The sequence below is a fragment of the Lysobacter niastensis genome (assembly GCF_031457115.1).
Classification (GTDB): Bacteria; Pseudomonadota; Gammaproteobacteria; order Xanthomonadales; family Xanthomonadaceae; genus Lysobacter_J; species Lysobacter_J niastensis_A.
Map to the genome: position 1 here is coordinate 42,496 of NZ_JAVDVY010000001.1, position 26,392 is coordinate 68,887.

The following is a 26,392-nucleotide window of genomic DNA, read 5'->3' on the forward strand; positions in this document are numbered from 1 at the left end:
ATCAGCCGCGCGCGACCTCCTCGCGGACCGGCACGCGCGTCGGCCAGCCGCCGGCCAACGCCTTGTAGAGCGCGACCGCGCCGGTGACGCTGCGGGTGCGGCCGTCGGCGAAGGCTTCCTGCGCCTGCAACTGGTTGCGCTCGGCGTCGAGCACCTCCAGCAGATCGGCGGCGCCGGCCTCGTAGCGGATCCGCGCCAGCTGGGCGGCACGCGAGCTGTCGATGGCCGCCTGCTCCAGGTGCTGGTCCTCGACACGGGCGCGGGCATAACGCACCAGCGCGTTCTCGGTTTCTTCCAGCGCCAGCAGTACCGTCTGCTGGTAGCGCGCCAGCTCGCCGGTGGCGTCGGCATCGGTGGCGGCAATGCGCGCGCGCACCCGGCCGACGTCGAGGAACGACCAGTCGATGCCCAGCGCGACCAGGCGCGTCTCGCTGTCGCGCTCGAACAGCGCGCTGCTGTCGACCGCCTGCGAACCGATCAGGCCACCCAGCGTGAAGCGCGGGAACAGGTCGGCAGTGGCCACACCGATGCGGGCCGTGGCGGCGTGCAGCCGCTGCTCGGCGGCGGCGACGTCGGGACGACGACGCAGCAGGTCGCCCGGCGTTCCCGCATCGAGTCGGGCCGGCAATGCCGGCAATGGCTGCTGCGGGGTGAGATCGGCGATCAATGCATCCGGGGTTTGTCCGACCAGCACGGCGAGACGATGCATGGTCACCGCGACCTGCGCCTCCAGCGCCGGTACGCGCGACAGCGTCGTCTCCAATTGGGCCCGGGCACGCGAAGTGTCGAACTCGGTACCGCGACCGGCATCGAAGCGCGCCTGCACCAGGCGCAGGGTCTCGTTCTGGTTGTCGGCATTGCCGTGGGCCACGCGCAGGCGCTCCTGCAGGCCGCGCAATTCGACGTAGCTGCGCGCCACTTCGCCGACGATGGCAACCTGCAAGGCGTCCAGATCGGAAGCGGTGGCCCAGGTCTCGGCGCTCTGCGCTTCGATGCCGCGACGCACGCGACCGAACAGGTCCAGCTCCCAGCTCAGGTTCGCCTGCACGCCGTAGCTCTCGGCGTCGCGCGCATCGCGGTCGAGACCAGGGGCCTGGTCGGCGCTGGCGCGCGAGTCGCTGGCGATCGCGCTGGCCGTCACCGTCGGGTAACGGTCGAACTTGGCGCCGCGCAGCAATGCGTTGGCGCGGTCGTAGTGGGCCAGCGCGATGCGCAGGTCATGGTTGGCCAACAGCGATTCGTCGACCAGGCGCGTCAGCATCGGGTCGTTGAAGCTGCGCCAGAATTCGGCGCTGGCCTCGGGCGACGGCGCAGTGCTCGCGTCGCCGCCGGTCGCACCGGCGACGTCGGCATCCGTCGGAGCGACTCCGTTCGTCGCATCCGACGAGGTCGCCACGGCGGGAACTTCATCCCGGGCGAACTTCTCCGGCGTCGCCATCGTCGGCCGGACATAGTCCGGACCGACGGTGCAGGCCGCCAACGCGACAGTGAGCAGCGAGACCTTCAGCAGGGTCATCGCGTGCGGTCGGATATCAAGCATGGGTCTTCTCCATGGAGCTGTGTTCGCCCGCCCACTTCGGCGTCTTGTGCACCAGCTTGCGCAGGGCTACGTAGAACACCGGGGTGAGGAACAGGCCGAACAGGGTCACGCCGAGCATGCCGGCGAACACAGTGATGCCAGTGACCGAACGCACCTCGGCGCCGGCGCCATGGCCGATCACCAGCGGCACGGTGCCGGCGATGAAGGCGATCGAGGTCATGACGATCGGACGCAGTCGCAGGCGGCACGCTTCCAGGGCGGCTTCGACGATGCTCTTGCCCTGCATTTCCAGCTCGCGTGCGAACTCGACGATCAGGATCGCGTTCTTGCACGCCAGGCCCATCAGCACCACCAGGCCGACCTGCACGAACACATTGTTGTCACCACCGGTCAGCCACACGCCGAACAGCGCGGACAGCAGCGTCATCGGCACGATCAGGATCACCGCCAGCGGCAGCGTCCAGCTTTCGTACAACGCGGCCAGCACCAGGAACGCCAGCAGCACCGCCAGCGGGAACACGATCAGTGCGGCCTTGCCCTGCGTTGCCTGCTGGTAGCTCAGGTCGGTCCATTCGATGCTCATGCCGTTGGGCAGGACCTTGGTCGCCATCTGCGTCAGCGTGTCCATGGCCTGCGCCGAGGACAGCATGCGCGGATCGGCTTCGCCGGCCAGGTCGGCCGCCGGATAGCCGTTGTAGCGCAGCACCGGATCGGGGCCGTAGGTCTGGTGGATCTTCACCATCGAGCCGATCGGCACCATCTCGCCGCGGTCGTTGCGGGTGCGCAGGTTGGCGATGTCCTCGACGCTGTCGCGGAAGGAACCGTCCGCCTGTGCGATCACCTGCCAGGTGCGTCCGAACTGGTTGAAGTCGTTGACGTAGGCCGAACCCAGATAGGTCTGCAGCGTGTCGAACAACTCCGTCAGCGGCACGCCCTGCGCCTTGGCCTTGACGCGATCGACTTCGGCGTCGAGCTGCGGCACGTTGGCCTGGTAGCTGCTGATCGGGAAGCCCATGCCCGGCGTCTGCGCCACGGCACCCTGGAACGACTGCACCGCGTTCTGCAACGCACCGTAGCCGAGGTTGCCACGGTCCTCGATGAACATCTGGTAGCCGTTGCCGTTGCCCAGGCCCAGGATCGGAGGCGGCATGAACGAGAAGGTGAAGCCTTCCTGCAGGCCGGCGATCTTCTGGTTGATCTCGGCGTTGATCTCCTCGGCACTGCGCGAACGCTCACTGAAAGGCTTGAGCGGGATGAACGCCACGCCGGTGTTGGGCGTGTTGGTGAACTGCAGCGCATTCAGTCCCGGGAAGGCGATGGAATGCGCCACGCCCTCGGTGTTCATCGCGATCTCGGTGACCTTGCTCAACAGCGCGTCGGTACGCGCGATCGAGGAGCCCTCGGGCAACTTCACGCCGGCGATCAGGTACATCTTGTCCTGAGTCGGGATGAAGCCGGCCGGCACCGCCTTGAACATCACACCGGTGGCGAGCAGCAGCACCGCATAGACCGCGAACACCACGCCACGACGGCCCAGCGTGCGCGACACCGCGCCCTGGTACTTCTCGGAGCCGGTCTTGAAGAAGCGGTTGAACGGACGGAACAGCCAGCCGAACAGGCGGTCGATCAGGCGCGACGGTGCATCCTTGGGCTCGCCGTGGGCCTTGAGCAGGCGCGCGGCCAATGCCGGCGACAGCGTCAGCGAGTTGATCGCCGAGATCACCGTGGAGATGGCGATGGTCACCGCGAACTGCTTGTAGAACGCGCCGGTCACGCCCGACAGGAACGCCATCGGCACGAACACCGCGCACAGCACCAGCGCGATGGCGATGATCGGGCCGGACACTTCCTTCATCGCCTGGTGCGCCGCCTCCAGCGGCGTCAGGCCTTCCTCGATGTTGCGCTCGACGTTCTCCACGACCACGATCGCGTCGTCGACCACGATGCCGATGGCCAGCACCAGGCCGAACAAGGTCAGCGTGTTGATCGAGAAGCCGAGCAGGTAAAGCGCCGCGAAGGTACCGACGATGGACACGGGCACGGCGATCAACGGGATGATGGAGGCGCGCCAGGTCTGCAGGAACAGGATCACCACCAGCACGACCAGCAGCACCGCTTCCAGCAGCGTGGTCACCACCGCCTTGATCGAATCGCGCACGAAGATGGTCGTGTCGTAGACCGACTCGTACTTGATGCCTTCCGGGAAGCGCTTGGACATCTCGTCCATCTGCTCGACCACGGAATCGCGGATCTCCAGCGCGTTGGCGCCGGGAGCCTGGAAGATGCCGATGCCGACCGCGTTCTTGCCGTCGAGCTGCGAGCGCAGCGTGTAGTCGCCAGCGCCCAGTTCCACGCGGGCGACGTCGGACAGGCGCACGAGCTCGCCGTCTTCGCCGCTCTTGAGCACGATGTCGCCGAACTCCTTCTCGGTGCGCAGGCGGCCCTGGGCGTTGATCAGGGTCAAAAAGTCGCTGTTGGGCATCGGCTCGGCGCCGAGCTGCCCGGCCGAAACCTGCACGTTCTGCTCGCGCATCGCCCGCACCACGTCGCCGGCGGTCAGGCCGCGCGAGGCGATCTTGTCCGGGTCCAGCCAGGCGCGCATGGCGTAGTCGCCACCGCCGAAGATCTGCGCATCGCCCACGCCGGGCAGTCGCGCCAGCGCGTCCTTCACGTGCAGTCGCGCGTAGTTGCGCAGGTACAGCGTGTCGTACTTGCCGTTGGGCGAGGTCAGGTGCACGACCATCAGGAAGGTCGGTGACTGCTTCTGCGTGGTCACGCCCTGCCGTCGCACGTCTTCAGGCAGGCGCGCCAGCGCCTGGGCGACGCGGTTCTGCACGCGCACCGCCGCGTCGTCGGCGTCGGTGCCGGGGCGGAAGGTCACGGTGACGACGAGCACGCCATCGGAGCCGGCGACCGACTTGATGTACATCATGTTCTCGACGCCGTTGATCGCCTCTTCCAGTGGTGTGGCCACGGTTTCGGCGATCACCTTGGGATTGGCGCCGGGGTACACGGCGGTCACCACCACCGAGGGCGGCACGACTTCCGGGTACTCGCTGATCGGCAGCATCGGGATCGAGATCAGGCCGGCGGCGAAGATCACGATCGAGAGCACCGCGGCGAAGATCGGCCTGTCGATGAAGAATTTTGAAAAATCCATGAGGGGTTCCTCGTACGGCGCGCGGCCGCATGACTCCATGCCTGCGCCATAAGGCGCAGGGGCTTGGTGCTTTTGACTCCTGCCCTTGCGCGCAGCGCAGGGGCAGGTTGGAAAAGGGTGAGCGACAGGCGCAAATCACCCCTCCCCGGTCCTCCCCTTCGCTTCGCGAAAGGGAGGGAGCCAGGCGGTTACTTCATGGCGACCTGCGGGCCCGGTGCCGGGGCGCCCATCGCGATCGTCTTGGGCGACACGGGCATGCCCGGGAAGAACACCTTCTGCACGCCGTGCACGATGACCTTGTCGGTCGGCGCCAGGCCCGAGCTGACCACGCGCAGACCATCGACCATGCGGCCGAGCACGACATCCTTGCGGGTGGCGGCGTTCTTCGGGCCGAGCACGTAGACGTACTTGCGGTCCTGGTCGGTGAGCACGGCCTTGTCGTCGATCAGCATGGCCTTGAACTGGCTGCTGCCTTCGAGCTGCACGCGGGCGAACAGGCCCGGCGTGAACACGCGATCCGGGTTGCGCAGCACCGCGCGGGCGCGGATCGTGCCGGTCTTGGAGTCGACCTGGTTGTCGACGAAGTCGACGACGCCTTCGTGCGGATAGCCCTGCTCGTTGGCCAGGCCGACGCGGACCGGATTCTTCGATTCGGCGCGTTCGCCCTTGCGGGCCAGTTCCTGGTAACGCAGGAAGCTCTGCTCGTCGCTTTCGAAGTAGATGTACACCGGGTCCTGCGAGACGACCGTGGTCAGCAGCGTGGCGTCGGCCTGGGCGAGGTTGCCCTCGGTAACCAGCGCGCGACCGGCGCGGCCGTCGATCGGGGCGCGCACCTGGGTGAACTGCAGATCGAGCTGGGCGTTGGCGACGGCGGCCTCGGCTGCCCGGACGGCGGCGTTGCCCGACGTGGTGGCGGCGCGACGGGTCTCGAACTCCTCGCGCGAGATCGCCTTGGCTTCGACCAGGGTCTGCGCACGCTCGTCCTGGGCCTTGGCCAGGCGCGATTCGGCACGGGCGCGCTCGAGTTCGGCCTGGGCCTGGGCGAGTTGCGCCTGGTAGCGGCGCTGGTCGATCACGAACAACAGGTCGCCCTTCTTCACTTCCTGGCCTTCCTGGAAGGCCACGCGTTCGACGTAGCCGCTCACGCGCGGGCGCAGGTCGACGGTTTCGACCGCGCTGACGCGGCCGGTGAACTCATCCCACTCGCTCACGGACTTGTTGAGCACCTGGGCGACGCTGACTTCCGGCGGCGGCGGTGCGGCATTGGGCTCGGCCTGACTGGAGCAACCGGCGATGACAAGCACGGCCAGCAGCCCCGCGGTAAGCGCGAGGAGGGGAATCCCGGTTCCGGATCGGACCTTTGCTTTAGGGGGAGTCATGGGGACGAGGGTTCCTGGTTGCGATTGGGGGAGATCGGATGGGGCGACAGCAGGTTTTTCAGAAGGTTGCGCGCGTCCTGCAGACAGCGTGATGGCAGCAGTGCGGGGTCGCTATCCGTTTCTGGATGGGATTGGTCCGGACTGAATGGGTCTGGACTCTGGGGCTCTTGGAATTCCGACGATTCGAGTGGTCCGAATTCGACATCGCCATCGGCCGGGTTGAAATGCACCACCGCCTCGGCCTTGCCGCGCGGCTGGGCGATCAGCGCCAGCGCGCGCTGCCCCACGGCCAGCGCGCTCGGCCATTGCGGGCAGGCATGACCGATGTTGTCTTCGGTGCAGACCGGGCTGTCGATCGCCAGCAGCTGCACACGCACCGGCAGCGCCCGCGCCTCGTCGTGCAGTACCCGCGCCAGCATGTTCAGCGCGGCCGCACCAATGGATCGATGGCCGTAGCCGGCCCAAGGGTGCTCACTGCCAGGTCCGCCGATCAGTACGTATCCGCCGCCGCGGTTGGCTTCGGCCAGCAGCGGCAGCAGGCTGCGCGCAGCGGCCAGGTGCGGAAGCACGTCCTCGCCGAACTTGCGCTGCAGGAATACGGCGGGGTGATCGAGCAGGCGCCCGCGCTCCATGGTGCCGCTAATGCAGGCGACCACACCGCCCAGCGGTCGGCCGAGCTTGCGCAGCGCCGCGGCCAGACGCACGCCGTCCTCGTCGCTGGCGACCGAGGCGGCGAGCACGGACAGGTGCGCGTCGGCGTGACGCTCCTGCAGGCGCTTGAGCCCGGCGGAGTCGCGGGCGACCGCGATCACCGGCCAGCCGGCATCGACGGCCGCCTGCACGACACCGCGACCGATACTGCCGGTGGCGCCGAGGACGACCAGCGGGGATTTCATTGTCCCGCTCCCGGGATGTTTACTCCCGCGTGCGGGACGGTCTCGGAAAGCGTGACGTGCTTGAGCATGCCGCTCAGGATCGGCAGCACGAGCATGGCGCTCGGCAGCGCGATGACGAAGGCGAGCACCCAGGCCAGCATCCAGGCTTCGGCAGGACCGGCATCAAGGCCTTGACGGAACACCACCGCCGACAGCCCGATCAGGGCCGTCATGGCGATCAGCATCAGCGGAAGGAAGGCGAAGCGGGCTTGGCGGGGGGTCAACATGACTGCGGGACCGGGGGAGGTTGCGGCAAAGATTAGTCCTGCGACCGGCACTTGATTAGCCGGCAATTGAGGGAATAATTGTCCCGGAATCGGTCCAATCTGTGGCTCGACCCTTTCCCGCCTTTCGGCCCATTGGGTCGCCCTGCGGGATCGTCCCGCCGCCGACGGCACCGCCCCGCCGCTATTTCCCCTGCCAGGAGCCCCCCACCATGGCCCGCGATCTCAACGACACCCTTGTCTTCGTCAAGGTGGTCGAGCACGGCAGCTTCATCTCCGCGGCACGCGCCCTGCGCCTGCCCAAGACCACCGTCAGCCGCAAGGTGCAGGAGCTGGAGACGCGCCTGGGCGCGCAACTGCTGCATCGCACGACGCGCAAGCTCGGCCTGACCGAGGCCGGCAACATCTACTTCGAACATTGCCAGCGCATCTCGCGCGAACTGGATGAAGCTGAAAGCGCGGTCAGCCAGTTGCAGGGCGGTCCGCGCGGCTGGCTCCGCTTTACCGCGCCGTACTCGCTCGGCAACACCTGGATCGCGCCGTTGCTGGGCGAGTTCCACGCACGCCACCCCGAGGTGCGCGTGGAAATGGTGCTGACCAACGAGCCGCTGGACATCATCGACAAGGAACTCGACGTCGCCCTGCGCGTGGGCAACCTGCCCGATTCCAATCTGATCGCGCGCAAGCTCGCCACGTTCCGCACCCAGGTCTACGCCAGCCCCAACTACATCGCGCGCCACGGCGAGCCGCTGCATCCGGACGACCTGCAGCACCACCGCACGCTGGCGATGCCGAAGTACCGTCGCAACGGCCAGTATTACTGGCCGCTCAGCGACGGCACGCGCAGTGTCGATTACCGCGTCGATCCGGTGCTGGTGGCCAACGACCCGGCCCCGCTCAGCGGCGCGCTGCTGTGCGGCGAAGGCCTGATGATGGCCGCTGACGTCACCGTGAAGGCCTACGCCGAGCAGGGTTACGTGCAGCGCGTGCTGGCCGGCTGGATCGGCCCGGAGTACGAGTTCAACGCGGTGTTCCCGCGCGGTCGCGTGCAATCGCCGAAGGTGCGCGCGTTTGTCGACTTCCTGGTCGAACGCCTGAACTTCGACGCCGACTACATGCAGGTGCTGTGCCCGAACATACGCGCCCGCTACGAGGCCGCCGGGCGCGCATCGGCCGAGGCGATCCAGGCCCAGATGGCCAAGGTCGCCAAGCAGCCGGCCGCGAAGGCCAAAGCGAAGAAATCCGCTGAACCGGTCGTCGAGGAAGCTGTCGACGGCGACGATCCGGCGCTGGTGTAAGCCGGTGCTTCATTCCTCGCCGGCGCGCGCCGGCGAGGGTCTGCTGGCGGTGCGGACGTGTGTCGCGACTGCATCGCCAGCCACAGCGCAGAATCCCAGGCACTGCGATGTCCACCGCGATGTCCGCCGCATGGCCCTACCCGTTGCTCGCCGACATGGTGCTGGCCGTGCACTTCGGTGTGGTGCTGTTCGTCATTGGCGGACTGGTGCTGGTCTTCGTCGGAAACCGCCTGGCGACGTGGCCGTGGGTGAATGCCCTGTGGTTCCGCATGGCCCACCTGGTCGCCATCGGCGTGGTCGCGGCGCAGTCGTGGTTGGGCATGGTGTGTCCGCTGACCACGCTGGAAGCGTGGTTGCGCGAGCAGGCAGGCGAGGCGTCGCACGACCAGAGCTTCGTGGCGTACTGGCTACAGCGCCTGATGTTCTTCACGGCGCCCGAGTGGGTGTTCGCCGTCGCCTATACCGCGTTCGGCCTGCTCGTCGTCCTGGCGTGGTGGCGTTATCCACCGCGCGTGGCCCGTTCGCGTGGATGACCCACCTCGGGACGCAAACCATTTCTCACCGTTCGTCCTGGCGCGTAAGCGCGCAGCGCCGAAGTCGAAGATGAGCGCGCCTGCCGCGGCAGCTTCGTCGGCTAGTCCCGCAGCCGCCAGGCGAGCCCCGACACGCGCTCGGCATGCCGCACCAATGCCGCGCGAAGCGCGTCCTCGCCGGCGCACACATGCAACTGGCTGCGTGCCCGCGTGATGGCGGTGTAGAGCAGTTCTCGCGACAGCGTGCGCGCATCCTGGCGTGGCAGCAGCAGCCACACCGAGTCGAACTCCGAACCCTGCGCCTTGTGCACGGTCATGGCGAACGCACCGGTATGCGCGGGCAACGACGCGGGATGGAAGCCGCGTACGCCTGCTTCACCGCCGGCGAACCAGGCCACCGGAATGCCCGTGGCATCGTGCTGGCACACGCCGATATCGCCATTGAACAGGCCATGGCGGTAGCTGTTCTCGGTGACCAGCAGCAGGCGGCCGTGGAAATAGGGGTCGCGCTGCGTTCCCGCCAGCGCCTCCTCGATGCGCTGGTTAAGCACATTCGCGCCCTGCGCGCCGTCGCGCAAAGCGGTCAGCAGGCGCAGGCGTCGCGCGTGCTGAAGCGCCAACGCCGGATCGTGCAGGTCCAGCAACGCGCGCCACGACGACAGCAGGGCTTCCCGGGAGGCGCCTGACAAAGGATCGGTCACGTCCTCGTGGAAGCTGACCCCTGCCAGGCCGCTTCGCAACAAACGCATGGCGTCATCGCCGTCGCCTGCGCGCATGGCATCGGCGAGTGGCCCCAGGTCCAGCGATTGCGATTGCCGGTAGCCGCGGCGCAACTGCACGCGATGGCCGGAAAGAACCCCGGCGTTTTCGGTTTCGAGCATCGGCACGACACCCAACAGCGGCGAGAGCGCCTGCGCGAGCGACGCCGGCAACGCGTCGCCCTCGCCGGCTGCATCGGTGATCGCCGCCAGGACGTCGCCTGCCTCGACCGAAGGGAGCTGGTCGCGATCGCCGATCAGGATCAGGCGCGCACCTTCCGGCACGGCCTCCACGAGTTTGCACATCAATGGCAGGTCGACCATCGAGGCCTCGTCGACCACGATCACGTCGAACGGCAACGGATGGTCGGCGTCGTGGCGGAAGCGCGGGCTGTCGGGAATCGTGCCGAGCAGTCGGTGCAAGGTGCTGGCGGTGTCGGGCAGCGCATCGCACAGGATCGGATCGACACCGTCGATGGCGCGCAGTTGTCCTGCGGCGGTGCGCAGGCTTTCGGCCATGCGTTCGGCGGCGCGGCCGGTCGGTGCCGCAAGCGCGATGCGCGGCGACGGCCGCCCCGCGCGGTTCGCCTGGGCGATCAACAGCAGCAGTACGCGGGTGATGGTGGTGGTCTTGCCGGTGCCCGGCCCGCCTGTCACCAGCAGCAACGACCGCAACAGCGCCAGCGCGGCGGCGCGCGCCTGGCGGTCGTCGTCACCCGTATCCGGAAACAGCAGGGCGAACAACGGCTCAAGCGCCTGCAGGTCGCCGGCCTGCGGTGCGGCGGCGGCGATCCGGCGCAAGCCATGCGCCAGCCGACGTTCGTACTCGCGGTAGCGGCGCAGGTAGAGCATCCCGGCTTCCAGCACCAGCGGCGCCTGCGCGCTGGCCGCGTCCGCAGGAGACTGCGCGACCCAGCGCGAAGCGCGCAACGCCGCATCCCATTCCCCGACGGCCGGCCATTCCACCGGCGCGGCGCAGACCAGATGCGGGCGCGCCAGATCGAGGCCGGCATGACCCTGCGCGACCGCGGACGACGCCAGCGCCGCAGCCACGAGGACATGGTCGTCCGTCCCACCGTCCTGCTGACCGAGCCGGCGCAGGCTCTGCGCGAGTGCATGATCGACGGGGCGCAACGCTCCCTGGCGCAGCAGTGCATCAAGCAGGCTCATGCCGTGGCCTCCATCGGTTCCAGCACGCCGTGTGCGAACAGCGCATCCAGCCGCTCGATCATTTCCCGCGGCGGCTGCCAGGCATACACGCCGGGCGAGGCCGCGTCGCCGGCATCCAGCCCGCGGCAGAACAGGTAACGGATGCCGCCGAAATGCGTGTCGTAGTCGTAGGCTTCGTCCAGCCGGAAGCGCAGCCAGCGATGCAGCGCCAACGCATACAGCAACGCCTGCAGGGTGTACTCGCTGTCGTCCATCGCGGCCGCCAGCACGCCTCGGTCATAGCCCGGCAGGCGGTTCGACTTGTAATCGAGCACGTGGAAACGGCCGGCGTGCGCGTAGACCAGGTCGATCTTGCCGGTCATCAGGCCTTCCAGCCGCGCGCGGGAGCCGAACGCGTGACGCTGCGGCACGATGCCGTACTGATGCAGCAGCCCCAGCAGGTCCGCCACGGCAGTGGAATGGAGGGCGAAATGGAACTCCATCTCGGCCAGCCGCTCCTCTGCGGGCACGTCGCACAGACGCTTGCCCTCGGGCAATGACACGGTGAGGGTGTTGCCGATCAACGGCGCCAGCACGTCGATGCCATCGGCGATGTCGTCCTGCACGTAGCCTTCGCCATGCAGCGCCGCCCGCAGGTGCAAGAGTTCGGCACCGGACGGCGGCGTGTGCGGCCAGTCCGCCCAGGCCGCGAAGTCGACCCGTTCCAGCGCGCCGTGCAACACGTTGCCGAAGCGGCTGCCGGAGAACCGTTTGTCGCCGTCGGCCATGGCCGGCGCCGGCTCGTCCTTCGCGCCGCCCTCTTCGGCCACGGCGCGCGGCGCTGCCTCGAACGCACCCGCCGATTCGTTGGCCAGCTGCGTGAAACTGTAGACCCACCAGTCCCGCGAGACGGTGCGTCGCGCCGTCCTGGCGACGGGCACGGCATCGCTTCGTTCCGGCGGCAATGGCCGCGGCAAGGTCAAAGGCAGCGTTGGCCGTTGCAGGTCGAGCGCGTCGCCCAGCTGCGTTTCCAGATCAGCCGGGGCGTCCAGCATCTTCGCCAGCGGACTCAGGTCTGCCTGCGCGAACGGTCCGGTCGCCAGCCACAGCGCATGACGCGCGCGGGTCAGGCCGACGTACAGCAGGCGCGCGTCTTCGCCACGCTCCTCCGACTCCTGCTGCGCCTTCGCATTGTTCCAGGCGGCGGTGTCGGCGGGGCTCGCGTCGCTTCGTATCTGCAGTACGCGGCCCGTACCGTCGTGGTACTCGCACAGGTTGCCGGTTCGACTGTCGCGCCCGATGGCCGCAAACGGCATGAACACGAACGGAAATTCCAGGCCCTTGCTCTTGTGCAGCGTCAGGATCTGCACGCAACGCGCATCGGACTCCAGGCGCAACTGCTGGGTTTCGTCGTTGTCGTCGGCCTCGGCGATCTGCGTGCGCAGCCAGTCGACCAGGCCGTGCTCGCCCACCGCGCGGGTATCGGCTTCCTGCAGCACTTCCGCCAATTGCAGCGTGTTGGTCAGGCGACGCTCGCCGTCGGTCAGCGCCAGCAGGCGCGGGGCCTGCTCGGCGCAGACGTCGCCCAGCATCGCCAAGGGCCCGTGCCGCTGCCAGCGGTCGCGCCATGCCAGCGCGCGCAATTGCCAATGGCGATGCAGGGCGGGGCTGTCGTCGAAGCGGTTGAGCGTGTCGGCATCCAGGCCGATCAGCATGGTCGCCAGCGCGCCGCGCAACCGCGCGTCGTCGTCCGGACGCAGCAGCGCATCCAGCAATGCGAGCACGTCGCGGGCCTGCTCGGTTGAGAACAGGCTGCACCGCCCGGCTGCGACCGCCGGCACACCGGTGAGCGCCAACGCCTCGCGCATCAGCGTCGCCTCGACGTGATTGCGCACCAGCACGGCGATGTCACCCGCCTGCGGTGGCCGCGCGCGACCCTTTTCATGCAGCACCGAACGGCCCTCGCGCGCATCGAGCAGCAGCGCATGGATGGCGCTTACGCAGGCCAGGGACGCGAGTTGACGGGCCTCGCCCACCAGCCATTGCGGCTTCTTGCGCCCGTCATCAGGCGCGGGCAGCGAGCAGACGACCACTGCGGGAGCGGTGCAGCCATCGCGCTGGAAGTCGTCGTCCCGCACTGCCCCGCCGGGTTCGACATCGCGGAAGCGGATGCGCTCGTCGACGAAGGCGGACTCGCCCGCGCGGTCATATAGCGCGGCGACCGCCTGCAGCAGCGACGGCCGCGAGCGGAAGTTTCGGTCCAGCGCCGGTGCGCGCAGCGCGCGTTCGGCGGCGCCGAGATAAGTGTGGACGTCGCCGCCGCGGAAGCGGTAGATCGCCTGCTTGGGATCGCCGATCAGGAACAGCGCCGGGGCGCCCGCTTCGTCCGCGCCGAACACGCGCTCGAAGATCGCCCACTGGCGCGGATCGGTGTCCTGGAATTCGTCGACCAGCGCGAAGGCGTACTGCGCACGCAGCCGCTGGGCCAGGCGGCCGCCGTGCGGCCCCTCCAGCGCCTGCGCCAGGTTGGCGATGAGATCGTCGAAGGTCTGCTCGCGGCGCAATCGCTTGAGCGCGGCGAGCCTGCGCGTCGCCTCCTCGCGCACGCGATGCACCAGCGCGAGGCGTTGCGCGCCCAGCCAGGACCCTCGCTCGTTCGCGACGGCCACGTAGTGCGCGACCGCGTCGAACAGCGGTGAGACCGGAGTCTTCAACGGCGGACCGCACTTCGCCTTGTTGGTTTTGTCCGCCAGCATCTGCGGCGTCAGGCGGTCGATGCGATCGTGAACCGGTGCCGCGGCAGCGCCAAGTTCGCACCATCGCGCGAGGGCGCACATCAGCTCGGCCGGCAGCCCCTTCTTGTACGTAGTCCCGTTGAGCACCTTCGATTCGATGGCGAAGTCCAGCGCTGCGCAGGCCTCATCGCCATGCAATGCGAAGGCGGCGCGCAGCGCATCGGCGGCGGCGCGCAATCGCGGCAATGGATCGGTCGAGAGCGCGGGCGGCGCAGGTTCTATTCGCGGCGCGTACAGCAGGCGACCGAGGTCGCCGGCCAGCCCTTGTGGCGTCCGCCATTGCGCCTGCAGCAGTTCGGCATCGACAGGATCGGCGCCGAGCGAACGCCACAGATCGGTTGCGATGGCGTCGATCAGTTCGCGTTCGCTGCCGGTCAGCTCGGGCGCGAGCAGCGGCTGCCCTGCTTCGACGGCATGTTCGGCCAGCGCACGCGCGCAGAAGCCGTGGATGGTGAACACCGCCGCCAGGTCCATCTCGCGTGCGGCCTGCCGCAAGCGCCGCGCCAGCGCCAGCGGGTCTTCGTGCCGGGCTTGCCGCGTAATCAGCTCGCGCGTGACGGCCGCTTCGCTGTCGTCGTCGGCGAGCGAGGTCGGCATCAGCGCGACTTCGTTCGCCAGCCGTGCGGCCAGTTCCAGGCGCAGGCGCAGGCGCTCCCGAAGCTCCTGCGTGGCCGCTTCGGTATAGGTCACCGCGAGGATCTGGCCAACCCGCAGGCCGCGCTCGATCACCAGGCGCGTCACCAGCGTCGCGAGGGTGAAGGTCTTGCCGGTGCCCGCGCTGGCCTCGATCAGGCGCACACCGTCCAGCGGCAGGTCGAGGAAGGCGTCCTGCGCGACGGCGCTCATGCGACCTCCCCGGCGTGCACGTCGCTCGCGCGTCCATGCACCACGGCCTCGAACAGGCGCGTCGACAACGTGCGGAAGCGTGCCCCGTCGAGTTCGTCGAGGAACGGATCGCGCCCACGCAGCGCCAGTTGCACGGCCGTCTGGTCCACCTCGCCCCAGCGGCGGTCGTCGCCGAACCATTGCTCACGCGCCGCCTTCCACGCCGCCGCTTCGCCGGATTCGTCGGCGCGCGGTGCGTCGTACCAGAGCCACGCCGACCGTGCCTGCATCGGCAACGGCTCGCGCATGCCTTCACGGTAGAGCGCCAGCAGTTCGCGCAGCGCGGCGCGTGCCTGCGCTTTGGGGATCGCTGGGCGCAGGCGGACGCCAGGGCCTTCGTCCCATTGCGCCAGTTGTGCCAGCGGGCGCGGGTCGCCCAACGCGGACAACACCAGCCAGTCGAGCCCATGCGCGATCTGCGCCGGCCCGTGGAGTGCGTCCAGCCGCATGCGCAGCGCGCCGTGCGGATAAAGGTGGTCGAGGTGCCCGTACAAGCGCACGCCATCGAGGCCGAGCTCGAACGGACGCGTCTCCGCCTCGCCCTGTCGCCACTGCCGCAAAGCCGCCGCGAACGGCTGCACGCCCGCCTTGAGTTCGGCGAGCTGACGCTCGCCCAGCGGGCCGGACGGCAGCACGGCGAGGGCTCGCAGCCGCGCGGCCAGGGCGAGGACATCGCCCTCGACGCACGCGTCGAATACGACCTGCTGCAGGCTCCATCGGTCGAGGCCGCTCGCCGGTGTCGTCAGCGGATCCAGATCGTCGCTGGCCGCGATCTCGTCGGGCAGGCGCAGGCCCATGCGCTGGCGCAGGAACTGTCCGGCCGGATCGGTGAGGAAACGGCGCAGCGCGATCAGCGGCAGCTCCTGCTCCGGTTCCGCTTCGGGCAGCACGTCGGTGAACCAGGGCGCCGGCACGCTGCGCGCGCCGCACAACGCATCGGCCGCGGGGTGCCAGGCTTTCTGGTAGCTGAAATGTCGCGGCTCGTCGGCCATGCCGAACGCGCGGGGCGCGAACGGCTGCAGCGGATGGTGCAGCACGAGTTCGCGGCGCGCTTTGGGCGCGCGATGGTAGTCGCCCGCGGCATCGAGCAGTTCCGACACCAGCACGGACGGTTCACGCGCACTGCCGTCGCGCGGATCGGCGCCGAGCCAACTGACGTAGAACACTTCGCCGGCAGAGGCGAACAACTGCAGGAACAGGAAGCGGTCGTCGTCGCGCAGCGAGCGGTCGCCGAAGCGTCGTGCTTTCGTGGTCAGTTCCAGCGCCATCTTGTTGAGGCCGCCGGCCGGGTCGCGGCGCGGGTAGTCGCCGTCGTTCATGCCGAGCAGGCAGATCACCCGGAACGGCAGCAGGCGCATCGGCACCATCCGCGCGAAGCTGACGCCACCGGTCAGCAGCGGGGCACGCGTGTCGGATTCGGCCAGGGCCTGCTGGAAATATGCGCGGACCACCTCCGCCGGCACGGCGCGTTCGAAGCCGGCTTCGTCGGCGCTGGCCGCGAACGCATCTATCTGGCGACGCAGGCGCTCGATCGCGCGCTGGTCGCCCATGGTGCGCGGATGCTCCGGCAACAGGGCATCGAGCAACGCGAACAACACGTCGCGCCATTGTGCTGGCGCCATCGCGCGGCCGAGCAGGCGTTCGTGGCGCGCGAGCGTGCGCAGCACGCGGATCAGCGCATCCAGCGCATCCAGAGCGCGACCTTCCAGTTCGATCCACGGCGCGACGCCGGCGATGTCGGCGTCATCGGCGCAGGCGTGACCGAGCAACAAGCGGTCCAGCGCGAAGCGCCAGGTGTAGGCGTCGTCCGCGGGCGCGTCGTGCCGCGCGCGGTGATCCGGATCCAGGCCCCAGCGCGCGCCGGCCTCGTGCAGCCACCTTCGCAGTCGTTCCAGGCCCGCAGCGTCCAATCCCGCCGCTTCGGCCAGCGCCGGCGTGGCAAGTAGATCCAGCACTTCGCTCACGCCGAACCGCGAAGTCGGCAAGGCGAGCAGGCGAATGAATACTTCGGCCAGCGGCTCGCCAGCGAGCGGGCTGAGGTCGGCCAGCGCGTACGGAATGTAGTCGCGACTGCCGCCCAGGCCACCGAACACGGCTTCGATGTGCGGACGGTACGGGTCGATGTCCGGCGCCATCACGGCGATCTCGCGCGCCTGCAACGGAGGATCGAAGCGAGGATCGTCCAGCAGCGCGCGCAGGCGGTCATGCAGCACCTGCACCTCGCGCAACCGCGTGTGGCAGGCATGCGCCTGCACGCTGGCGTCGTCGCGCTTTACCTCACTGCGCCAGGGCCGTGGCGCGCGACGGTGCAGCAGGTCGCGCTGCATGCGCCCGAGCAGGGTGTCGCGTTCGGGCGCATCGTCGTCCAGCGCTTCCGGATCGGCGTAGCGTTCGATTTCCTGGGAGGGATGCACGACTTCGTAACCGCCGAGCACCGCCATGAAGTCTCGGCCGGCCGCGCCCCAGTGGGCGAGCAGCGGATTGTCGTCGTCGCCGGTGGCGGCATCGTCGCGCAGGCGCTGCGCGTAGCCCGGCAGGTCGCCCCAATAGCGGTGCGACGGCGTGGGCACATAGAAATGCAACGTGCCCGCGCGCGCCTGCGTGGCGATCACCCGCAGCACGTCGGGCGAGATGTTGAGCGTGGCGAAGGCGAACATCCGCGCCGGCATTCCCGCCGGCAATGGGCCGTCGGGCGCGCCGAAGCGGGAGAGGTAATCGTCGAGGCGTCGCGCACGGTGGTGGCGGCCTGCGGCGACGCGGCGCCACAGTTCGGCCTGCGCATCGGCCGGCTCCTGCCCGGACTCCCAGGCCAGCAGCCAGTCGCGTCGCCAGGCCTGGTACTTCTCGAAAATACCGGCGAGCTCGCCCGACAATGCCCACGGCTTGAGCGGGTCTTCGCCCGACAGGTACTCGCGCAACGGTGCGAAGGCGCGGCCGGTCAGCGCGGACGGCTCGGACAATTGTGCGTACAGCCGCCATTGCAATGCCGCCGCGTCGAGGTCCTCGCTGGCGCCGGGCACGTTGGCGTCGAGCGCATCGCGCACGAACTCGCCGGGCGTCAGGAAGCGCAGGTTGGCGGCGATGCCATGACGCCGCGCCAGCGTCGATTGCAGCCAGCGCCGCATCGCGACCTGCGGGATCAGCACCGTGTCCGGGGTCAGCAGTGGCCGGCCGGGCACGGGCTCGCGCAGCTGCGCCGCGAGCAGCTCGGCCAGCACGTCCAGGGCATTGGAATGGTAGAGACGGAAGTCGGGGCGGCCGGGCATCGCGGCTATCTTGCCGGAGTGCTGTCGCATTCGCCGAGACGCACCTTGTTCCGGACATGCAGCGCACCGTTGCAGGACCGTGACCTCCGTCGTGTCGAGCATACGGGTCCGAACCTGCGACAATGCCGGCCTCGGTTCCCGTTCAGCCGTCCATGGCCAAGCTTCCGGACTTTGTATCCGGCGCCGCCACATACGCCTTGCACGCCCTGGAAGGGAACGCCTGGAAAAGCACGCCCTGCGAATGACGAACGAAAGCCCCATCGTCCGCATCAGCAACCTCCGCCTCGAACGTGGCGGACGCACCGTGCTGAGCGACATCAACCTGGAAGTGCCGCGCGGCCGCATCGTCGCCGTGCTGGGTCCTTCGGGCAGCGGCAAGTCGACGCTGCTGGCGGCATTGACCGGCGAACTGGCGCCGGCCGCGGGCACGGTGGAGGTGCTGGGCCAGTCGGTGCCGCAGCGCCGTCGCGACCTGCTCGAACTGCGCAAGGGCATCGGCGTGCTGCTGCAGGGCAATGGCCTGCTGACCGACCTGACCGCCGCCGAAAACGTCGCGCTGCCGCTGCGCGCCCATACCCGCCTGCCCGACGCGGTGATCCGCCAGCTGGTGCTGATGAAGCTGCACGCCGTCGGCCTGCGCGCCGCCGCCGATGCTTTCCCGCGCGAGTTGTCCGGCGGCATGGCGCGTCGCGTCGCCCTGGCGCGCGCGTTGGCGCTGGACCCGCCGCTGATGATTTACGACGAACCCCTCACCGGCCTGGACCCGATCGCCTCGGGCGTGGTCATGGACCTGATGCGCCGGCTCAACGACACCCTCGGCCTGACCAGCATCGTCGTGACCCACCACGTCCACGAAACACTGCCCGTCGCAGACCAGGCCATCGTCATCGCCAACGGCCGCATCGTCTTCTCGGGCACCCCGTCGCAACTGGAATCCAGTCAGGACCCGCTGGTACACCAGTTCCTGAAAGGCGAACCCGACGGTCCCATTGCCTTCGATGCCGCCCCCCGTGCCCCGGAGGCCGCCTGATGCCCTTTGTCGCCGCGACCCGCTCGCTCGGCCGTGCCGGCCTGTTCTCGCTGTCGGTGTTCCGCGCATCGAAACCGACCCCGGACTTCTTTCGGGAGCTGGTGCGCGAGATCTACAAGATTGGCGCACGTTCGCTGCCAATCATTGCCGTAGGCGGCGCGTTCGTCGGCCTTTCGGTGACGTTGCTGGGTTATCGGGCGCTCGATACCTACGGCGCCTCGGGCCAGGTCAGCGCCATGCTTGGCCTCGGCCTGTACCGCGAACTCGGCCCCGTGCTGACGGCCTTGTTGTTCATCGGCCGCGCCGGCTCCTCGATCGCCGCCGAACTGGGCCTGATGCGCGCCACCGACCAGATCACCGCGCTCGGCCTGATGGCGATCGACCCGGTCGGCAAGGCCGTCGCACCGCGCTTCTGGGCGGCTGTGATCAGCATGCCGCTGCTGACCGGCTTCTTCTGCAGCCTGGCCATCAGCGCCAGCTATTTCGAGTCCGTGCACGTGATAGGCCTGGACTCGGGCACGTTCTGGCAGGTATTGAAGGACAGCGTCGATTTCGTCGACGACTTTTTGATGTGCTTCGTCAAATCTGCCGTGTTCGGCGGCACCGCGGCGCTGGTCGCCGCCTATGTCGGCTTCCATGCCGAGCCGACCATCGAGGGCACCTCGGTCGCGACCACCCGTGCGGTGGTGAACGCGTCGCTGCTGGTGCTGATGTTCAATTTCGTGATGTCGGCCTTCCTGTTCCAGTGAAGCGCCGGCCTGATTCCATGGTGACCCGATGAGTATCCGCGCCCCCCGTATCGAATTCGCCGTCGGCGCCTTCCTGCTGCTGGCCTTGGCCTCGCTGCTGGTGCTGGCCCTGGCCTCCACCAACGGGCGCTGGGGAGTCTCCGGCGATACCTACGAATTGACGGCACGTTTCTCGACGATCGGCGCACTTCGGCCGAATGCTCCGATCAAAATCGGTGGCGTGGCGATCGGACATGTCGCCAAGATCGACGTGGATCCCGTCAAGTTCGATACCGTTGTCACCCTGGCGGTGAACAAACGCTACAACACGCTTCCTTCGGATACCGCCGCGGGCATCTTCACCAGCGGCCTGCTGGGCGAGAGCTATGTCGGCCTGACCCCCGGCGGCGACCCGGAAGCCCTCAAGCCCGGCGACGAGATCTACCTGACCCAATCAGCCGTCGACCTGATCCAGCTGGTCGGCAAATACATGTTCAGCGGCGGTGGCGCAAAGCCCGCCGACAATGCCGCCCAGCCCGCCGACGTCCCGGCTTACCTCCAGGACGAGGCTTCCCCCACGGACGAGACCAAGAAACCATGAAGCGCACCCTGAACAGCACGCTGTCCATCGTCATTGCTTCGGCCCTGCTGGTGGCTGCTCCGGCCGCCGTGCTGGCGCAGCAGGCCGCGCCGGCCGCCGCCACTACCCCCGCGGCGACGGGCACGCCGAGCCAGCTGGTGCTGAGCAACAGCACCCGCATCCTCGCCACGCTGGAATCGCGCCGCGCCGAGTTCACCAAGGACCGCGCCGCGCTGCGCCAGTTCGTCGCAAGCGAGTTCAACAACATCTTCGACCGCGATTATTCCGCCCGCCTTGTGCTGGGCGTGCATGGCCGCGGCGCCTCCGAGGCGGACATCAAGGTGTTCGCCGACGCGCTCGCCGACAGCCTGATGCAGCGTTACGGCTCCTCGCTGCTGGACCTCAACACCAAGCTCAAGGTGCGCGTGAAATCGGAAACCCCGCTTCGCGGCGGCGCCATCGTCAAGGTGTCCAGCGAGTACCTGCGCCAGGGCGCCGAGCCGGTGCCGGTCGACTACCTGATGCGCAAGGTCGGCACGCAGTGGAAGGTGTTCGACGTGATGGTCGAGGGCGTGAGCTTCGTGCAGACCTTCCGCAACCAGTTCGACACGCCGCTCAAGCAGAAGTCGATCCCGCAGGTGGCCGCCGACATCAAGGCCGGCAAGCTGCAGGCCCAGGCCAGCACCAACTGACCATGGCCAACGCGACGGTCCGCCAGGACGGTGACACCCTCGTGTTCGGTGGCGCGCTCGAGCGCGCCGCTGTCGCGGCCCTCTGGCCGCAATTGCGCTCGCCCGGCAACGGCCTGCGCCGGCTGGACCTGAGCGCGGTCAGCTCGGTCGACAGCGCCGGCCTGGCGTTGCTGGCCGAGTTGTGCGAGCGCGTCGGCATCACCGACGTCATCGGCACGCCTTCGGGCCTGGCCGAGCTGCGCACCGCCTACCGCCTCGATCCGCGCCTGGCTTTCGCCAGCTGATTGCGGACACAGCGTTCCGCGCGCGGCCATTCGCGCGCGGGCGCCCCATGCCCCGGGCACCTTAAACTGTGACGATGCGCCTTTACGCCCCCCTGCTCGCTTCCGTGCTCCTAGCGTTGCCCCTGGCCGGTCACGCGCAGATCCTCGTGCGTCCGTTGTCGGCGCAGCAGCGCATCGAGCTGGACAAATGCCTGAAGGAAGCCGGCGAGGACCGCGAAGCCGCGCGCGCCTGCTGGCGCAAGATGGAAGACGCCGAGCCGGACACGACCATCCCCGAGCAGCCTCAGGTGCCGCCGACGGAACAGCCGCCGGCCACCGAGCCCGCACCGGTAACCGAGCCACCGCCGGCCACGACGGAACCGAAGCAGGAGGGCGAGCCGACGCCCACCGAGTCCGGGACCCCGCCACCGCCGCAGGAAGACCAGCGCACGCAGGCCGAGCAGGACTTCGACGCACTCTACGGTGACGCCTACGGCGATCCGAACCTGCCGACGCCGGCTGCGGCATCGCCTGTCTACGATCCCTGGGAGCGCTACAACCGGCAGATGCACCGCTTCAACAACGCGATCGACCGTGGCGTCGCGCGTCCGCTCGCACGCGGCTACGTGAAGGTGGTGCCGCGTCCGCTCCGGTTGGGCGTCAGCAATTTCTTCAACAACCTCGGCCAGCCGGTGTCGGCGGTCAACGCGCTGTTGCAGGGCAAGCCGAAGCAGGCCGGGCAGTCGCTCGGCCGCTTCCTGTTGAACTCCACGCTGGGCATTGGCGGCATCTTTGATCCGGCCTCTGACGCCAAGCTGCCCAACAAGGGCGAGGACTTCGGCCAGACCCTGGGCTACTGGGGCTGGAAGAACTCGCGCTATTTCGAACTGCCGCTGTTCGGCCCGCGCACGTTGCGCGACACCTTCGGCATGGTCGGCGATGCGCCGCTGAGCCCGTTGCGTCAGGTCGAGTCCGACAGCACGCGCATCCCGCTGCAGGGCCTGCAGCTGGTCGACGTGCGCGCGCAGCTGCTGGCCACCGACAGCTTCCGCGAAGGTGCCGAGGACGATTACGCGCTGGTGCGCGATGCCTGGATCCAGCGCCGCGACTACCAGATCTTCGGCGATCGCATGAAGAACCAGGAAGAGATGCTGCCGGATTACCTGCAGGACGACAGCAACCCGCAGGTGCCGGTGGACGCGATGCCGGTGATGCCGCCGGAGGGCGGCCGCTAGGCACCGCGACGATAGAGAAGCCGCACGACGATCAGACGGCCATCTCTCTCTCCTGCCTCCGGGAGAGGGTTGGCGTGAGGGGGCAAGCGCCGAAGGCGTGAGTGCTTTTGCTGGTCTCCGCGTCGGGTAACCGCCCCTCTCCGACAACGCAAGAGCCCCGCCGGATGGCACAACAGCCGGCGATCAATCCTCGCCGACGTCCTCGAAGTCCGCTCCGAGCAGCCGCTGGCTGTCCTCGACCGGCAACGCCTCGACCTCACGCAGCTTGCGCGTCAGCACGCGCGTGCGCCGGCCGGTGTCCTCGAGCTTGTTGCTGGCCTCGTCGAGCTTCTTCTTGACGCCGTCGAGCGCGGTCCCGAACTTGGTGAACTCGGTCTTGACCGCGCCCAGCGTCTGCCAGACCTCGCTGGAACGCTGCTCGATGGCGAGCGTGCGGAAGCCCATCTGGAAACTGGTCATCAGCGCCAGCAGTGTCGTCGGCCCGGCCACGGCGATGCGCTGGTCGCGCTGCAGCGCCTCGACCAGACCCGGCCGGCGCAGCACCTCGGCGTACAGGCCTTCGGTCGGCAGGAACAGGATCGCGAACTCGGTGGTATGCGGTACCGCGACGTACTTCTCGCGGATGCGTGCTGCCTCCAGTCGCACCCGGCGTTCCAGCGCATCGCCGGCAGCGCGCGCCAGCTCCGGTTCGCCACGCTCCTGCGCGTCGAGCAGGCGCTCGTAGTCCTCGCGCGGGAACTTGGCGTCGATCGGCAGCCACACCGGCGCCTCGCCGGTGGAGCCGGGAAAGCGCACCGCGAATTCGACACGCTCGCTGCTGCCGGGCACCGTTGCCACGTTGGCCGCGTACTGGTCCGGCGCGAACACCTGCTCAAGCAGGCCCGCCAGCTGCACTTCGCCGAATATGCCGCGCGACTTCACGTTGGTCAGGACGCGCTGCAGGCCGCCGACATCGGACGCCAGCTTGTTCATGTCGCCCAGGCCCTGGTGCACCTGCGCCAGCATCTGGGTGACGTTGCCGAAACTCTCGGTCAGGCGCGTTTCCAGCGTGGCGTGCAGTTTCTCGTCGACGGTGGCGCGCATCTGTTCGAGCTTGGCCGCGTTGTCGGCCTGCAGTTCGCGCAGCTTGCTTTCGAGCGTGGCGCGCATCTCGCCCAGGCGCGTCTCGTTGTTGCGCGTCAGCTCGCCAATGCGGGTGTCCATGGCCGTGGCGAAGTCGCGCAGTGCCAGCACGGTCTCGCTGCGGGCCTTGCGCGCATCCTCGGTCAGCGCTTCGCGCAGGTCTTCCAGGCGCTGGTCGGTGCGCACCGCGGCTTCATTGAGGCGGGTGGCGAAGCCGTCAATGCGATGCTCCTGCTGCAACGACAACCCATCGATCTGCTGGCGCAGTTCGCTGCGTCCCTCGCGCTGTTCGTCGCGCAGGGCCTGCTCGATGCGCAGGCGAACTCCCTCCAGCGCGGATTCGGGCTTGCGCGAGAACAGCACGAGCAACAACGCGATCGCGATACCGACCGCGACGAGCAGGACGATGAGGAGCAGGGAAGAAAGGGCCATGCGACCAGTGTAACGGCGACGATCTCGCCCATTGCGACGGCTCGGTTGTCACTGCGGCCGGGCCGGGTTGCCCGGCGCAGGCCTGAAAGCCTGCGCCGGTTCTGGGCGACGATCAGTCCAGCACGCGGCAGAACGCGGCCTTCAGGTAGCGCGACTCCTGCACCTGCGCCAGCCACGGGTGGTCTGCGCCGGCGCCGGCGACCTTAAGCACCTGCACGGTGCGGCCGGCGTAGTAGGCGGCGCGGCGCAGCATGTCGAGGAACTGCTCCTCGCTGACCAGGCCGGTGCAGGAGAACGTCGCGAACAGCCCGCCCGGCTTGACCACGCCGAGCGCGAGCTTGTTCATGTCGAGGTACTTCTTCAGCGCGTTGATAACCTGCTCGCGGTCGCGCGTCATCTTGGCCGGGTCGAGGATGACCACGTCGTACTGGTCGCCGCGGATGCCGGCATCGCGCAGCCAAGGGAAGATGTCGGCCTGGATGAAACGCGGACGCACGTTGTTGAGGCGGGCGTTGCCCTTGGCGATCTCGATCACGTCGGCATCGATGTCCACGCCGATGACCTCTTCGGCACCGCGCATCGCCGAGTACACGGCAAAGCCGCCGGTGTTGCAGCACAGGTCGAGCACGCGCTTGCCTTCGACCTGCTGCGACAGCCACTGCCGGTTCTCGCGCTGGTCGGCGAAGAAGCCGGTCTTGTGCGCGCCGGCCGGATCGGCGCGGAACTTCACGCCATATTCGGTGATGACGGCCGGCTGCACGGGCTCGGTGCCGCGGAAGTCGAAGCTTTCCTGCTTCTGCACGTGCTCGTCGGCGAAGCTGTAGAAACGGCAGCCGGGGAACTGCGCCTTCAGCGCGTCGTAGATCCACTCGCGGTGGCGGAACGCACCGGCGCTGAAGAACTCCACCACCAGCAGGTCGCCGTAGCGGTCCACGACCAGGCCGGAAATGCCGTCGCCTTCGCTGTGCACGACGCGCCAGGCATCGGAGACCTCGTCGAGCTTGAGCACCTGCCGGCGCAGCGACACCGCCTCGGCGATCTTGCGCGCGAACCACGCGGCATCGACCTCGACGTCCGGATCGGTTTCCAGGATGCGCACGGCGATGCGCGAGTGGCCGTTGTAGAAGCCGCGACCGATCCAATCGCCCTCCACGCCGATGACGTCGACGATCGTGCCGGGCTTGGGCCGCTGCACGGGCTTGTCGACAAGGCGCTGGAAGATCCAGGGATGGGTGGATTTCCAGGCGTTCTTGAGGTGTACGGTGGGGTAGGGCGTGCTGGCAAAAGACGTATTCATCGCCGCATTTTACGCGGTACGGGTGTGCGGCAGGCCGCGATCGCCCTGCCAGGCCCATCCATGGGACGCATTGGCCCACGCGAAACCGCCTTGCAAAGCTCTTTCGGGGCAACAATGTCGGTCCCATGCACCTGCCCATTCCCGAAGCCGTCCCAGACACGCCGGAACAGCGCAAGGCGGACAAGCACCGCTGGTTGCGCGCCTTCAACCTCAGCCTGGCCTTCGTGCTGGTGATGACGGCCGTGTTCAGCGCACAGGGCCACTTCGACGTGGCGTCCTGGACCGTGCAGCCCTGGTCGGTGGCGGGCTTGCTCGGTGTGTTGGCCTCGCCCCTGCTGCACGGCTCCTTCGAGCACCTGGCCGCCAATGCCATCGCCCTGCTGATGCTCGGCACGCTGGCCGGCGGCCTGTACCCGCGCGCCACGCTGTGGGCGCTGCCGCTGTTGTGGCTCGGCTCGGGCCTGGGCGCCTGGCTGCTGGGCGACGAGGGTTCGCGTCATCTCGGCGCCAGCGGCGTCACCCATGGCCTGATGTTCCTGGTGTTCGTGCTCGGCGTTCTGCGCCGCGATCGCGCCTCGGTCGCGGCGGCGATGCTCGTATTCATGTTCTACGGCGGCATGCTGCTGACGATCCTGCCGCGCGAAGTCGGCGTGTCGTGGCAGGCGCACATGGGCGGCGCCATCGGCGCCGTGCTCGCGGCCTGGCTGTTCTGGCGAGCCGACCCGCTGCCGCCGCGCAAGCGCTACAGCTGGGAGGACGAGGAAGAATCGGTATCGCCCATCGACGACGAGTTGGAGCCCCCTGCGCCGCGCGAAGTGCCTGTGCTGTGGAATCGACCCAACCGCCCGGACAGCGGCGGACACGGCGTGGTGTTGCGATTCCCACCGCGACAGGACCGCTAGAGAATCGCTGCGGCCGACTCTCACTCGGAAAGTCTTCCGCCAGCTGCCCCCGTACCCCGAAACACCATGCGCCCGCGCACGGCCGCGCTTTTGCCCGCCCCGGCCGAAACCGCGACAATACCGAGGTTTCGTCCCCGCCCGACCTGCCATCGCGATAGCCGCGACGGCAAGACGGTGACGCCTCGAGCC

At 68.5% G+C, this 26,392-nt stretch carries 19 protein-coding genes; 9 read left to right on the top strand and 10 right to left on the bottom strand.

Features of this window, described 5'->3' with window-relative positions:
- Nucleotide 1: 1 nt before the first annotated feature.
- The 5 genes from J2X06_RS00245 to J2X06_RS00265 form a co-directional block, all read right to left on the bottom strand.
- Entirely contained in the window at nt 2-1,540 is a 1,539-nt protein-coding gene (locus J2X06_RS00245) for an efflux transporter outer membrane subunit (protein WP_310056728.1), read from the bottom strand.
- Nucleotides 1,533-4,700 (bottom strand): efflux RND transporter permease subunit, encoded by a 3,168-nt coding sequence (locus J2X06_RS00250; protein ID WP_310056730.1) that lies wholly within the window; start codon nt 4,698-4,700, stop codon nt 1,533-1,535. Before J2X06_RS00250 ends, J2X06_RS00245 begins: the two co-directional genes overlap by 8 nt.
- A gap of 188 nt (nt 4,701-4,888) precedes the next feature.
- Nucleotides 4,889-6,079, bottom strand: a complete 1,191-nt coding sequence (locus J2X06_RS00255) for an efflux RND transporter periplasmic adaptor subunit (RefSeq protein ID WP_310056732.1) — start codon at nt 6,077-6,079, stop codon at nt 4,889-4,891.
- Nucleotides 6,076-6,975 carry an SDR family NAD(P)-dependent oxidoreductase gene (locus J2X06_RS00260; protein ID WP_310056735.1) on the bottom strand — a complete coding sequence of 300 codons (900 nt, stop codon included), beginning with the start codon at nt 6,973-6,975 and terminating at the stop codon, nt 6,076-6,078. The genes J2X06_RS00255 and J2X06_RS00260 overlap by 4 nt, the downstream gene beginning before the upstream one ends.
- A complete protein-coding gene (locus J2X06_RS00265; RefSeq protein WP_310056738.1) occupies nt 6,972-7,241 on the bottom strand; it encodes a DUF2798 domain-containing protein in 270 nt (89 codons plus the stop codon). Before J2X06_RS00265 ends, J2X06_RS00260 begins: the two co-directional genes overlap by 4 nt.
- A gap of 209 nt (nt 7,242-7,450) precedes the next feature.
- Between J2X06_RS00265 and J2X06_RS00270 the strand changes: the two genes are divergently transcribed.
- Entirely contained in the window at nt 7,451-8,536 is a 1,086-nt protein-coding gene (locus J2X06_RS00270; protein WP_310056740.1) for a LysR family transcriptional regulator, read from the top strand.
- A gap of 107 nt (nt 8,537-8,643) precedes the next feature.
- Nucleotides 8,644-9,069, top strand: a complete 426-nt coding sequence (locus tag J2X06_RS00275) for a DUF2784 domain-containing protein (protein ID WP_310056742.1) — start codon at nt 8,644-8,646, stop codon at nt 9,067-9,069.
- A 101-nt stretch (nt 9,070-9,170) separates the two neighbouring features.
- Here J2X06_RS00275 and recD read toward each other — a convergent pair whose 3' ends face one another.
- The 3 genes from recD to recC are packed head-to-tail and all read right to left on the bottom strand — an operon-like array spanning nt 9,171 to nt 17,922.
- Nucleotides 9,171-10,997, bottom strand: coding sequence for an exodeoxyribonuclease V subunit alpha (recD, locus tag J2X06_RS00280; protein ID WP_310056745.1), 1,827 nt, complete (start codon nt 10,995-10,997; stop codon nt 9,171-9,173).
- Nucleotides 10,994-14,617, bottom strand: a complete 3,624-nt coding sequence (gene recB, locus J2X06_RS00285) for an exodeoxyribonuclease V subunit beta (RefSeq protein ID WP_310056747.1) — start codon at nt 14,615-14,617, stop codon at nt 10,994-10,996. The genes recD and recB overlap by 4 nt, the downstream gene beginning before the upstream one ends.
- Entirely contained in the window at nt 14,614-17,922 is a 3,309-nt protein-coding gene (gene recC / locus J2X06_RS00290) for an exodeoxyribonuclease V subunit gamma (RefSeq protein WP_310056749.1), read from the bottom strand. The genes recB and recC overlap by 4 nt, the downstream gene beginning before the upstream one ends.
- A 241-nt stretch (nt 17,923-18,163) precedes the next feature.
- Here recC and J2X06_RS00295 point away from each other — a divergent pair, with 241 nt between their 5' ends.
- The 6 genes from J2X06_RS00295 to J2X06_RS00320 all read left to right on the top strand — a co-directional run bounded on the left by J2X06_RS00295 (nt 18,164) and on the right by J2X06_RS00320 (nt 22,450).
- Nucleotides 18,164-18,952 (top strand): ABC transporter ATP-binding protein, encoded by a 789-nt coding sequence (locus tag J2X06_RS00295; RefSeq protein WP_310056751.1) that lies wholly within the window; start codon nt 18,164-18,166, stop codon nt 18,950-18,952.
- Nucleotides 18,952-19,701, top strand: a complete 750-nt coding sequence (locus tag J2X06_RS00300) for an MlaE family lipid ABC transporter permease subunit (RefSeq protein WP_310056753.1) — start codon at nt 18,952-18,954, stop codon at nt 19,699-19,701. The genes J2X06_RS00295 and J2X06_RS00300 overlap by 1 nt, the downstream gene beginning before the upstream one ends.
- A gap of 28 nt (nt 19,702-19,729) precedes the next feature.
- On the top strand, nt 19,730-20,281 hold the full coding sequence (gene mlaD / locus J2X06_RS00305) for an outer membrane lipid asymmetry maintenance protein MlaD (RefSeq protein ID WP_310056756.1): 552 nt from the start codon (nt 19,730-19,732) through the stop codon (nt 20,279-20,281).
- A complete protein-coding gene (locus tag J2X06_RS00310; RefSeq protein WP_310056759.1) occupies nt 20,278-20,952 on the top strand; it encodes an MlaC/ttg2D family ABC transporter substrate-binding protein in 675 nt (224 codons plus the stop codon). Before mlaD ends, J2X06_RS00310 begins: the two co-directional genes overlap by 4 nt.
- A 2-nt stretch (nt 20,953-20,954) precedes the next feature.
- Complete coding sequence (locus tag J2X06_RS00315) at nt 20,955-21,236, top strand: STAS domain-containing protein (protein ID WP_310056762.1); 282 nt, start codon at nt 20,955-20,957, stop codon at nt 21,234-21,236.
- Between the two features lie 242 nt (nt 21,237-21,478).
- A complete protein-coding gene (locus J2X06_RS00320; RefSeq protein WP_430539528.1) occupies nt 21,479-22,450 on the top strand; it encodes an MlaA family lipoprotein in 972 nt (323 codons plus the stop codon).
- Nucleotides 22,451-22,633: 183 nt separating this feature from the next.
- On the opposite strand, the gene rmuC is transcribed toward J2X06_RS00320, so the two are convergent.
- Together rmuC and J2X06_RS00330 are read right to left on the bottom strand one after the other, a co-directional pair.
- Entirely contained in the window at nt 22,634-24,004 is a 1,371-nt protein-coding gene (gene rmuC, locus J2X06_RS00325) for a DNA recombination protein RmuC (RefSeq protein WP_310056766.1), read from the bottom strand.
- Between the two features lie 112 nt (nt 24,005-24,116).
- Nucleotides 24,117-25,301 carry a class I SAM-dependent rRNA methyltransferase gene (locus J2X06_RS00330; RefSeq protein WP_310056768.1) on the bottom strand — a complete coding sequence of 395 codons (1,185 nt, stop codon included), beginning with the start codon at nt 25,299-25,301 and terminating at the stop codon, nt 24,117-24,119.
- Between the two features lie 125 nt (nt 25,302-25,426).
- Between J2X06_RS00330 and J2X06_RS00335 the strand changes: the two genes are divergently transcribed.
- Nucleotides 25,427-26,203 carry a rhomboid family intramembrane serine protease gene (locus J2X06_RS00335; protein ID WP_310056770.1) on the top strand — a complete coding sequence of 259 codons (777 nt, stop codon included), beginning with the start codon at nt 25,427-25,429 and terminating at the stop codon, nt 26,201-26,203.
- The last annotated feature ends 189 nt before the right edge of the window (nt 26,204-26,392 follow it).